Here is a 10,745-nt window from a genome sequence, read left to right as displayed (position 1 = left end):
GGCGTGCCGTACGGTCGAGGCGTGCCGTACGGTCGAGGCGTGATGTGGAACCGGAAGCGCCGAACCCCCGCTGGCGACGAGTCCCCCGGGGCGCTCGGGATCGGGGCGCTCGTCCGCGTCGTCGACGCCACGACCGGCGGCGAGCAGTGGGTGGACGCCGACGGCTCAGGTGACCTGGTCGGTGTCGTCGTGGGACCCGGCGGGAACCAGATCGTCGGCTACCCGGGCGTCGGCGAGCCGCTGTCGTGGACCGTCGCCTTCGACGAGCCCGTGTACACGAAGGACGGCCGCGGCCCCTTCGAGCGCGCGACCGTCCTGAGTCGTCAACTGGTCCCGGTGGAACCGGACGTGAGCTAGGGCCTAGTACTCCTCGGACCCGCTCTTGAGCATGGCGGCGATGGCCATGCACGTGAACACGCCACCGATGACGCCGATGCCGATGACGACTGCTCCGACGAGCTCCAGCATGATGTGTCTCCCAGGTTCGAGGCCGATGTGGCGGTTCTCAGGCTACCGGATCCCGCGCATCAGGCGGAGCACCGGGCGGGCGGCGACGAGCAAGAGCACGCCGACGACGACCGCGACGAGGCCGAGGATCGAGAAGTACGGCGCTTCGTTCTGCGGGTCGTAGTACTTCGACAGGACGCCGGTCACCGCGGTGCCGAGCGACACGGACAGGAAGAACAGCGCGACCATCTGCGTCTGGAACTTCGGCGGTGCGAGCTTCGTGGCGACGGACTGCCCGATCGGCGACAGCAGCAGTTCGGCGATCGTGAAGACGAGCAGGATGCCGACGAGCACGAGGACGGGCGTGCCGTTCCGACCGGTGCCGACGAAGGGCAGGAACAGCAGGAACGCGATGCCCATGATCCCGGTGCCGAGGGCGAACTTCGTCGGCGTGGACGGCTGGCGCTTGCCGAGCTTGGTCCACATCGCCGCGAACACCCCGGACAGCACGATGATCATGATCGGGTTGATCGACTGCACCCACGACACCGGCATCTCCCACCCGCCGATGGTCCGGTCGAGGCGCTGGTCGGAGTAGATCGTCACGACCGTGAACTGCTGCTGGTACAGCGACCAGAACACCGCGCTGCCGATGAACAGCGGGATGAAGGCGAGCACCCGGGAGCGCTCGTCCTTCGTGATGCCGCTCGTGAGGATCACGATGAAGTACGTGATCGCGGCGACGATGACGATCGCGACCACGACGGTCGGCAGGTTGTCGACGTTGAGGAGCCCGGTGAGCACCGCGACGACGACGATCGCGAGGCCGACGGCGACCAGCACGCCGACCATCGGGTACCGGCGCTTCGGCAGCGGGTTCGTGACGTGGCGGACGACCTCGGGCAGCTTCCGTCGGCGGATGCCGTACTGGATGAGGCCGGCGGCCATGCCGACCGCGGCGAGACCGAAGCCGAAGTGGAAGCCGAGCGAGGACTGCAGGAGCCCGGTGAGGATCGGCCCGAAGAACGCGCCGATGTTGACGCCGAGGTAGTACAGCGAGAACCCGGCGTCGCGGCGCGGGTCCTCCTTCGAGTAGAGCCCGCCGACGATCGTCGTCGCCGTGGCCTTGAGCCCGCCGGACCCGAGGGCGATGAGCACGAGGCCGACCCCGACGCCGGTCACCCCGGGGAGCAGGGCCAGGGCGATGTGGCCGCACATCACGACGATGGCGCTGGTGAACAGCGTGCGGTCCGCACCGATCAGCCGGTCGGCGACCCACGCGCCGATGATCGTGAACAGGTACACGGCGCCGCCGTAGGCGCCCATGATCCCGGTGGCGACGTGCTCGTCGACGCCGAGGCCGCCGCGGGCGACCGAGTAGTACATGTAGATGAGGACGATGCCCTGCATCCCGTAGAAGGAGAAGCGCTCCCAGAGCTCGACGGCGAACGGGGTGGACAGCTCGAACGGCTGGCCGAAGAAGGTCCGTCGTGGTTTCACATCGTGCCCTGGGGCGGTGGTGCCTGACATGCCAGCCAGTCTGCCCCGCATCCGAGGGGCGCGCCCAATCGTCGAGGACCGCTCGCACATCCGCCTTTGGAGGGTTCCCACGATCTGTTCCGGACCGGAACGGTGAGCGGTTGTGGCCCGCGCACCCCTCTCGTGCGGCTCTCGGGCGCGGTGCATAGCGTGGACCGGAGCAACATCGCCGTTCAGGAGGGACCGAACACATGGTCGACACCGCACCCGAGACCACCGCCGACACCCGCACCGGGACCCCGAAGGCCGACGCCGCGGGCGATCCGGCAGCCGGGACACCGACGGCCGGCACCGACACGGACGTGCGCATCGACGTCGACCTGCTCGCCGAGCACCTCCTCGGTCGCTGGGCCGAGGACCGCCGGGCATCGCGGCGCCTCGTGCTCGACCCGGCGCTGCACAAGGTCGAGGGCCTCACCATCGCCGAGCACCGCGCCCGCGCGTTCGACCAACTGCGGATCCTGCAGCAGGCCGGCGCCATCCAGCGCCCGTACCCGGAGGAGTTCGGCGGCGAGTCGAACCACGGCGGCAACATCGCGGCGTTCGAGGAGTTCACCACCGCGGACCCGTCGCTGCAGATCAAGGCCGGCGTGCAGTGGGGTCTCTTCGGCTCCGCCGTCCACCACCTCGGCACCGAGCGCAACCACCGCGAGTTCCTGCCCGGCATCATCGACTTCGACGTGCCCGGCTGCTTCGCGATGACCGAGACCGGCCACGGCTCCGACGTGCAGAGCATCGCGACGAGCGCCACGTACGACCCGGAGACGCAGGAGTTCGTCGTGCACACGCCGTTCCGCGGCGCGTGGAAGGACTACATCGGCAACGCCGCCCTGCACGGCAAGGCCGCGGTCGTGTTCGCGAAGCTCGTCACGCAGGGCGTCGACCACGGCGTGCACGCGTTCTACGTCCCGCTGCGCGACGACGACGGCGAGTTCCTGCCGGGCATCGGCGGCGAGGACGACGGCGTCAAGGGCGGCCTCAACGGCATCGACAACGGCCGGCTGCACTTCGACCACGTCCGGGTCCCCCGCACCAACCTGCTGAACCGGTACGGCGACGTCGCCGAGGACGGCACCTACTCCTCACCGATCGACTCCCCCGGACGCCGCTTCTTCACGATGCTCGGCACCCTCGTGCAGGGCCGCGTGTCGCTCGACGGCGCCGCGGTCGTCGCGCAGAAGATCGGACTGCAGATCGCGCTCACCTACGCGATGCAGCGTCGCCAGTTCCCGACCGGCGGCGGCACCGAGGGCGTCCTGCTCGACTACGGCCAGCACCAGCGCCGCCTCATCCCCCGGCTGGCGAGCGTCTTCGCGCAGTCCTTCGCGCACGAGCAGCTGCTCCGCACGTTCGACGACGTGTTCAGCGGCCGCATGGACACCCCGGAGCGCCGCGAGGACCTCGAGACCCAGGCAGCGGCGTTCAAGTCGATGTCCACCTGGTACGCCCTGGACACCCTGCAGGAGTGCCGCGAGGCCTGCGGCGGCGCCGGCTTCCTCGCCGAGAACCGGCTCACCAGCCTCCGCGCCGACCTCGACGTGTACGTGACGTTCGAGGGCGACAACACCGTGCTGCTCCAACTCGTCGGCAAGCGTCTGCTCACCGACTTCCGGAAGCGCGCACCGCGCGACGCCGCCTCGACCGCGAAGTTCGTCGCCGCCCAGGTGGGGTCGAAGCTCGCCGACGCCAGCGGCGTCCGCCGGCTCGGTCAGGCGGCGAAGGACCGCGGTTCGCTCGCCGCGAGCGTCGCCGACCTCCGCGACCCCGGCACCCAGCGCGACCTCCTCGCAGGCCGTGTCGACACCATGGTCGCCGAGATCGGCATGCGGTTGAACACCGCCGGCAAGGACCGTGCACGGCAGGCGCTCCTGCTGAACCGGTCCCAGCACGAGCTCATCGAGGCGTCGAAGGCGCACGCGGAACTCATGCAGTGGGACGCGTTCACCGCCGCGATCGACGAGGTTCCCCATGGTGACACCCGCCGGGTGCTCGTCTGGCTCCGCGACCTCTTCGCGCTCGGGCTGCTCGAGGAGCACCTCGAGTGGTACCTGGTGCACGGCCGGCTGTCGTCGCAGCGCGCTCGGGCCGTCTCGGCGTACATCGACCGGCTCATCGCGCGCATCCGGCCGCTCGTGCCGCAGCTGCTCGACACGTTCGGCTACGAGCCAGGGCACGTCCGCGCACCGATCGCCCTCGGCGAGGAGCAGGCCCGCCAGGACGAGGCACAAGCCTGGTTCGCTGCCGAGCGCGCCGCCGGACGGCTCCCCGAGCAGGAGAAGAAGCCCCGCCCCTGAGCACGGCCGCCTCGCGCCCCGTCACGAACACCGCGCCCCGGCACACCGGGGCGCGGTGTTCGTCAGGGGGCGCGAACGGATGTCAGTCGATCGACGACGACGACGTCAGTCGGTCGACGACGACGGCGAGGACGGTGCCGCAGGCCCCGCCGCACCGCCGAGCGCGGCACGCAGGCGGGCCTCGGCGTCGTCACCGGCAGCCTGCGCGGCCTCGACGTTGGCCTCGGCGACGGCACGGACGACCTCTTCGCGCTGGATCTTCACGCCACGGGGCGCATCGATGCCGATGCGCACACCGTCCCCTCGGGAGTCCAGGACCGTGATGACGATGTCGTCACCGATGAGGATCCGCTCGCCGACCTTCCGCGTGAGTACCAGCACCCGCTCAGCCTAGCCACAGTGCGGCGCGGCGAGCGCGTCCCACACGGCGTCAGAGCGTGCGGACCGGCAGGCCGAGGCCGTGGACGGACTCCGGCGACGCCGTCTCGGACCCCCCGATCGACAGCACCCCCGCCACGGTGACCACGGATGCCACCGCGTCCACCATCGCCAGGCTGTCCTCGTGCTTCCGCCCCGCGTCGACCACGACCCACACCTGGTCCGGCGCGAGCCCGTCGAGCGTGCGAGCGTCGTCCCACGTCGCGACCCCGAGGAGCGCGTGGCCGAGCCGGACCCCGTCCGCCCGCGCCAGGATCCCCCCGCGACGGTCCGCGGCATCGGTCTCGCGGAGTCCGTGTCGCGCGGCGAACACCCCAGCAGCAGCGTCGACGTCACCGGCGCGGCCGACGAGCACGACGAGGTCGCCGTCGGCCGACAGGACCGCCGGCACCGGCGTCCGCGCCGCGGCCGACGCACCGAACGCACGAGGTGACGTGACGTCGTCGACGCCGGCCGTGCCTCCAGACCGGAACGGCGCATCGGACAGGAGGCCCGGATCGCCCTCCACGGAACGATCCGGCCCCGCACCGGGGCCGGGGGCGGTGGCAGCAGCGGCAGCAGCAGCGGCAGGAACCGCGGGCGCGATCCCGTCCGCGACGAACCCGTCGAGCACCGACGCGAAGGCGTCGGCCCGCGTCGCCGACGTCCCGGAGGACGCGGCGATCCGTGCCTCGGTCTCCTCGGCGTCGGCGAGGAGCGCGGCGATGCCGACGCGCTTCGCGGGCCCGTCCGCGATCGCGACCCGGGCGGTGGGGACGTCGGTGGCGTCGTGGACCTCGACGGTGGCCTCGACGTGGGCCTTCCGGAAGAGCCCGCCGATGCCACCGCTCGTGACGCGCTCGGCGGCGACGATGCGGGCGCCGGGGCCGAACTCGGCGCGGACGGCCTCGCGGACGTCCTCGAGCGTCGCGGCGCTACGCTGCAATCGGGTCGGCGGCACGGACCACTCCCACGGTCTCGATGGTGGAGCCCGCTGCCGTGGCCTCCTGGTAGGAGAGCACGGGCAGGCCGTTGGACTGCGCGGACACCATGCGGTGCACGGCGGGGCGGAGCTGCGGTGCGCAGACGAGCACGGCGGAGAGCCCCTGCTCCTCGACGCTCCGGACGGCGTCCCGCACGGACCCGAGGACCTGCTCGATGCGGTGCGCGTCGAGCACGATCTGGGTGCCCTGCTCGGAGGGTCGGAGTCCCTCGAGCATGGACTGTTCGAGCAGCGGGTCGATCATGATCACGCGGAGCACCCCGTTGTCGAGGTGCCGGGCGGGCAGCGCGGGGCCGAGTGCGGCGCGGGCGGCCTCGACGAGTCCCTCGGGGTCGGTGGAGACCTTCGCACGGAGCGTCAGCGCCTCGCAGATCCGGCCGAGGTCGTTGATCGGGACGCGCTCGACGAGGAGCCCCTGCAGGACGCGCTGGAGCTCGGCCATCGAGAGCATGCCCGGCACGAGTTCCTCGACGGCGGCGGGGTTGACCTGCTTGACGCCCTCGGCGAGCACCTTGACGTCCTCGCGGGTGAGGAGCCGTGCCGCGTTGTCGCCGATCACGGCCTGCAGGTGGGTGACGAGCACGGAGACGCGGTCGATCACGGTGGCGCCGGTCATCTCCGCGGCGTGCCGGAGCTCGGCGGGCACCCACTTGCCGGCGAGGCCGAACACCGGCTCGACGGTCGCGTCGCCTGGCAGCCCGTCGAGGTGGTCGCCGAGGGCGAGGACGCTCCGCGCGGGCGCGGTGCCCCGGCCGGCCTCGACGCCGGCGATCCGGATCGCGTACGTCGACGGCGGCAGGTCGATGCTGTCGCGGGTGCGGACGGGCGGGACGACGATGCCCATGTCGAGCGCGATCTTCCGGCGGAGCGCCCGGACACGGCCGAGCAGGTCGTCGGACGCGCCGGACACCATGTCGACCAGGTCGGGTGCGAGGAGGATCTCGAGGGCGTGGACGCGCATCTGCTCGATGAGGTCCTCGGGGGTGTCGCCGGAGGGTGCCGCAGCGGCGAGGGCCTCCTGCTGCGCGGCCGTCTGCTCCGCCCGGGCGGCGTTCTGTCCGATGCGCCACCCGGTGAAGAGCAGCGTCGCGCCGACGAGCAGGAACGGCACGATCGGCATCCCGGGGATGAAGCCCATCGCGATCGCCGCGACGCCGGCGATCATCAGCGCGTTCCGGGACTGCCCGAGCTGCGCGGCCGCGGACGAGCCCATCTCCGACTCGGCGCCGGAGCGGGTCACGATCATGCCCGTGGACACGGCCATCAGGAGCGCCGGGATCTGCGTGACGAGCCCGTCGCCGATGGTCAGGATGCCGTACTTCGAGAGCGCGTCGGTGACGGAGAGGCCGTTCTGCAGCATGCCGATCGCGATGCCGCCGACGAGGTTGATGACGATGATCAGGATGCCGGCGATCGCGTCGCCCTTGACGAACTTCGACGCGCCGTCCATCGCGCCGTAGAAGTCGGCCTCGGCGGACACCGACGCGCGGCGCTCCTTGGCCTGGGCGTCGGTGATCAGCCCGGCGTTGAGGTCCGCGTCGATCGCCATCTGCTTGCCCGGCATCGCGTCGAGGGTGAAGCGGGCGCCGACCTCGGCGACGCGCTCGGCACCCTTCGTCACGACGACGAACTGGATGACGATGAGGATGAGGAAGATCACCGCGCCGATGATGATCGAGCCGGAGACCGCGACGTGCCCGAACGCCTGGATGACGTCGCCGGCGAAGCCCTCGCCGAGGACGAGCCGCGTCGACGCGACGTTGAGGCCGAGCCGGAACAGCGTCGCGACGAGGAGCAGCGACGGGAACACCGAGAAGTCGAGCGGCTTCTTCACGAACAACGTCGTGAGCAGGATCACCAGCGCCAGCAGGATGTTGCAGATGATCAGGAAGTCGAGCAGGAACGACGGCACCGGCAGGATCAGCAGCAGGATGATGCCGACGATGAAGACCGGGACGGCGAGCTTCGGCAGGTCCTTGCGGTTCATGCTGGCACCTCTTCGGGAGACGGGGTCGTGCGGGACGGACGGAGCTTGCGGGGCCGGAGGTCCCCGGTCAGGGTGGCCGGGTCGATGACCGTGGCGACCTCGTCCGGCGTGGTCGGCCGTGGCGGAGCGTGGGTACCGGCTGCTGCCCCCTTCGCCTTGAGCGCCATCACGAAGGAGAGCACCCGGGCGACGGGCGTGTAGAGGTCGACGGGGACCTCCTGCCCGAGCTCGCACGCGGCGTGCAGGGCCCGGGTGAGCGGGACGTCGCGGACGATCGGCACCCGTGCGTCCTCGGCGCGTTCGCGGATCAGGGACGCCACCGGACCGGCGCCCTTCGCGACCACGCGGGGCGCGGACTTGCCCGGCTCGTACTTGAGCGCGACCGCGTAGTGCGTCGGGTTCGTCATCACGACGTCGGCGCCCGGGATCGCCTGGATCATCCGGTTCCGGCTCATCGCGAGCTGCCGGGAGCGGCGCTGCCCCTTGACGAGCGGGTCGCCCTCGGCGGACTTGTTCTCGTCCTTGACCTCACGCTTGGTCATCATCGTGCGCTTCCGGTTCCGGCGGATCACGACGAACACGTCGAGCGCGGCGAGCACCAGCCCGGCGGCGATCGCCGCACGGAGCAGGGTGCCGGCACCGGCGCCGGCGGCGGAGAGCACGGCGGACAGGGGCAGCGAGCCGCTGGTCATCAGGACCGGGACGAGTCCCTGCACCGCGAACCAGAGCACGAGGCCGACGACGGCCGTCTTCACGAGGGCCTTCAGCCCGTTCCACAGCGCCTGCGTGCCGAACACCCGCTTGATGCCCTGGATCGGGTCGAAGTGCTCCGGGGTCGGGGCGAGGGAACGGAAGTGCACGCCGCCCTGCGCGACCGCGGTCGCGGTGACGCCGATGAGCACCACGAGGAGCATCGGGCCGATCGTGGCGCCGATCGAGCCCATCGCGTCGTCGAACACCCCGCGCATCGTGCCGATCGTCGGGTCCGCGATGACCAGCCGCACGCCGTCGAGCTGGGACTGCCCGGCCGCCGCGGCCCGGCCGATGGTCGCGGGGACCATGAGCGCCGCGAGGGCGATGCCGATCCACGCGCCGAGGTCCTGGGAACGGCCGAGCTGGCCCTTCTTGTAGACGTCCTTCATCCGTTTGGATGTGGCCTTCTCGGACTTCTCACCACTGTCGGACATGCTCACCCCCTCCCCGTGATCGCCTGCACGGCGTCACCGGTCAGGCTGGACACGACGGACGGCAGCGCCATGAAGAGCGCCCCGGCGAAGATGACGGTCAGGCCGATCTTGATCGGGAAGCCCATCTGGAAGGCGTTGAGCGCCGGCGCGACCCGGGTGAGGAGCCCCAGGCCGACGTCGGCGAGGAAGAGCACGACGACGAGCGGGCCGGCGATCTGCAGCGTCGCGAGGAACATCTGGGACAGCGCGGCGACGAGGAGGCCGGCGACCCCACCAAGCGCGAACGACCCGACGTGCCCGTCGGAGGTGACGAGCGGCACCGCGTCGAACGACCGGACGAGGCCGCCGACGATCAGCTGGTACCCACCCGAGGCGAACAGCAGCGCGAGCGCCGCCATCTGGAACAGCCGGGTGAACTGCGCACCGTTCACCTGGGACTGCGGGTCGTACGCCTGCGCGAGCGTGAAACCGCCGAACAGGTCGATGAGCGCACCGGCGGACTGCACGGCCGCGAACACCAGGTACACGAGGAACCCGAGGACCAGACCGACGACGAGCTGCGTGACGAGGGCCACGAGGAACGGGCCCGTGTCGAGCGAGACGTACCCGGCGGTCACCCGCGGTGCGACGCCGATGGCGAGCCCCAGCGCGAGGATGAGCTTCACGGTGTTCGGGAACGCCTTGTACGAGAACGGCGGTGCGATGAGGAAGAACGCGATCATCCGGACCCCGGCCAGCATCGTGCCCTCGAGGGAGTCGAAGTCGATGGCCAGTTCCATCAGCCGACCCCGAGGAGCTTCGGGATCTGGTCGAACGCGAAGTGCGTGAACCCGATCATCTCCGAGATCATCCAGTTGCCGCAGACCACGAGCGCGATCGCGACCGCGAGGGCCTTCGGCACGAAGGAGAGCGTGACCTCCTGGATCTGCGTCACGGACTGGAAGAGCGAGATGGCGAAGCCCACCACGAGGGACGTCACGAGGACGGGGGCGGCGAGCTTCCCCGCGACGAGGAGCGCCTGCAGGACGAGGTCGATGACGGCTTGCTGGTCCATCAGTGCACCACCTGGTAGCTCTCGATGAGCGACTTGATGATGAGCCCCCACCCGTCGACGAGCACGAACAGCAGGATCTTGAACGGCAGCGAGATCATCACCGGCGGGAGCATCATCATGCCCATCGACATCAGCGCCGCGGAGACCACCAGGTCGATGACGAGGAACGGGATGAAGATGACGAACCCGATGATGAACGCGCTGCGGAGCTCGGAGATGATGAACGCCGGGATCACCGTCGTCATCGGGACCGCGTCGATGTCCTTCGGGTTCGCGAGTCCCGCGGCACGGGTGATCAGCGCCAGGTCCTCGTCCCGCGTCTGGTGCAGCATGAACGTCCGGAGCGGCTTCGTGCCGATGTCGACGGCCTGCTGGAAGTCGAGGTGCCCGGCGAGGTAGGGCTGCAGCGCGTCGTCGTTGATGTGCCCGATCACGGGTGCCATCACGAACAGCGACAGGAAGAGCGCGAGCCCGGCGATCACCTGGTTCGGCGGGATCGACTGCAGACCGAGCGCGTTCCTGGTCATCGCGAGGACGACGAAGATCTTCGTGAACGACGTCATCATGAGCAGCAGCGCCGGTGCGACGCTGAGCAGCGTGATGCCGATGAGCGTCACGACGGCGGAGGACGGCGCGCCGTCCGGACCGTTCACGCTGACCGAGAAGCCGCCCGTGGCAGGGGCGGTCGGGGTGGCCGGCGCGGTCGGCTCGACGACGCCGGCCGCGTGCGCACCGGTCGCTGTCAGCATCAGGAACCCGGCGACCATCGCCACGCCGAGGACGGCGAGCAGCAGCAGACGCCCGGTCCGCGCGGCGG

General features: G+C 70.7%; 10 protein-coding genes. 2 read left to right on the top strand and 8 right to left on the bottom strand.

Translation table 11 applies throughout. The annotated features are described in order from the left end of the window. The first annotated feature begins 21 nt into the window (after positions 1-21). On the top strand, positions 22-357 hold the full coding sequence (locus EDF27_RS16180; RefSeq protein WP_123653360.1) for a hypothetical protein: 336 nt from the start codon (positions 22-24) through the stop codon (positions 355-357). 153 nt (positions 358-510) lie between these two features. On the opposite strand, the gene EDF27_RS16175 is transcribed toward EDF27_RS16180, so the two are convergent. Beyond that, positions 511-1,977 carry an oligopeptide:H+ symporter gene (locus EDF27_RS16175; RefSeq protein ID WP_132049980.1) on the bottom strand — a complete coding sequence of 489 codons (1,467 nt, stop codon included), beginning with the start codon at positions 1,975-1,977 and terminating at the stop codon, positions 511-513. A gap of 200 nt (positions 1,978-2,177) precedes the next feature. Here EDF27_RS16175 and EDF27_RS16170 point away from each other — a divergent pair, with 200 nt between their 5' ends. Next, on the top strand, positions 2,178-4,280 hold the full coding sequence (locus EDF27_RS16170; RefSeq protein ID WP_132049978.1) for an acyl-CoA dehydrogenase: 2,103 nt from the start codon (positions 2,178-2,180) through the stop codon (positions 4,278-4,280). A gap of 105 nt (positions 4,281-4,385) precedes the next feature. On the opposite strand, the gene csrA is transcribed toward EDF27_RS16170, so the two are convergent. Genes csrA through fliP form a run of 7 tightly spaced genes read right to left on the bottom strand, consistent with a single transcriptional unit; the run spans position 4,386 to position 10,695 of the window. Beyond that, positions 4,386-4,661 carry a carbon storage regulator CsrA gene (csrA, locus tag EDF27_RS16165; protein ID WP_123653357.1) on the bottom strand — a complete coding sequence of 92 codons (276 nt, stop codon included), beginning with the start codon at positions 4,659-4,661 and terminating at the stop codon, positions 4,386-4,388. A gap of 49 nt (positions 4,662-4,710) precedes the next feature. Beyond that, positions 4,711-5,658 carry a hypothetical protein gene (locus tag EDF27_RS16160; protein ID WP_132049976.1) on the bottom strand — a complete coding sequence of 316 codons (948 nt, stop codon included), beginning with the start codon at positions 5,656-5,658 and terminating at the stop codon, positions 4,711-4,713. Continuing rightward, positions 5,633-7,687: a flagellar biosynthesis protein FlhA gene (locus EDF27_RS16155; protein ID WP_123653355.1), complete on the bottom strand. Its 2,055-nt coding sequence runs from the start codon at positions 7,685-7,687 to the stop codon at positions 5,633-5,635. Before EDF27_RS16155 ends, EDF27_RS16160 begins: the two co-directional genes overlap by 26 nt. After that, entirely contained in the window at positions 7,684-8,874 is a 1,191-nt protein-coding gene (locus tag EDF27_RS16150) for an EscU/YscU/HrcU family type III secretion system export apparatus switch protein (protein ID WP_132049974.1), read from the bottom strand. Before EDF27_RS16150 ends, EDF27_RS16155 begins: the two co-directional genes overlap by 4 nt. Before the next feature lie 2 nt (positions 8,875-8,876). Beyond that, positions 8,877-9,653, bottom strand: coding sequence for a flagellar biosynthetic protein FliR (locus tag EDF27_RS16145; protein WP_123653353.1), 777 nt, complete (start codon positions 9,651-9,653; stop codon positions 8,877-8,879). After that, positions 9,653-9,928: a flagellar biosynthesis protein FliQ gene (fliQ, locus tag EDF27_RS16140; protein WP_123653352.1), complete on the bottom strand. Its 276-nt coding sequence runs from the start codon at positions 9,926-9,928 to the stop codon at positions 9,653-9,655. Before fliQ ends, EDF27_RS16145 begins: the two co-directional genes overlap by 1 nt. Then, positions 9,928-10,695 (bottom strand): flagellar type III secretion system pore protein FliP, encoded by a 768-nt coding sequence (gene fliP / locus EDF27_RS16135; RefSeq protein WP_243698405.1) that lies wholly within the window; start codon positions 10,693-10,695, stop codon positions 9,928-9,930. Before fliP ends, fliQ begins: the two co-directional genes overlap by 1 nt. Positions 10,696-10,745: the final 50 nt, after the last annotated feature.

It is taken from the genome of Curtobacterium sp. PhB136, from assembly GCF_004346855.1.
Classification (GTDB): Bacteria; Actinomycetota; Actinomycetes; order Actinomycetales; family Microbacteriaceae; genus Curtobacterium.
This window is presented reverse-complemented; position numbering and strand designations above follow the sequence as displayed.

Excerpts from the sequence above, each read along its gene's own strand:
- EDF27_RS16155 (WP_123653355.1), bottom strand. The coding sequence starts at position 7,687 with ATGAACCGCAAGGACCTGCCGAAGCTCGCCGTCCCGGTCTTCATCGTC.
- EDF27_RS16170 (WP_132049978.1), top strand. The coding sequence starts at position 2,178 with ATGGTCGACACCGCACCCGAGACCACCGCCGACACCCGCACCGGGACC.
- fliP (WP_243698405.1), bottom strand. The coding sequence starts at position 10,695 with ATGGTCGCCGGGTTCCTGATGCTGACAGCGACCGGTGCGCACGCGGCC.
- EDF27_RS16175 (WP_132049980.1), bottom strand. The coding sequence starts at position 1,977 with ATGTCAGGCACCACCGCCCCAGGGCACGATGTGAAACCACGACGGACC.
- fliQ (WP_123653352.1), bottom strand. The coding sequence starts at position 9,928 with ATGGACCAGCAAGCCGTCATCGACCTCGTCCTGCAGGCGCTCCTCGTC.
- EDF27_RS16150 (WP_132049974.1), bottom strand. The coding sequence starts at position 8,874 with ATGTCCGACAGTGGTGAGAAGTCCGAGAAGGCCACATCCAAACGGATG.
- EDF27_RS16145 (WP_123653353.1), bottom strand. The coding sequence starts at position 9,653 with ATGGAACTGGCCATCGACTTCGACTCCCTCGAGGGCACGATGCTGGCC.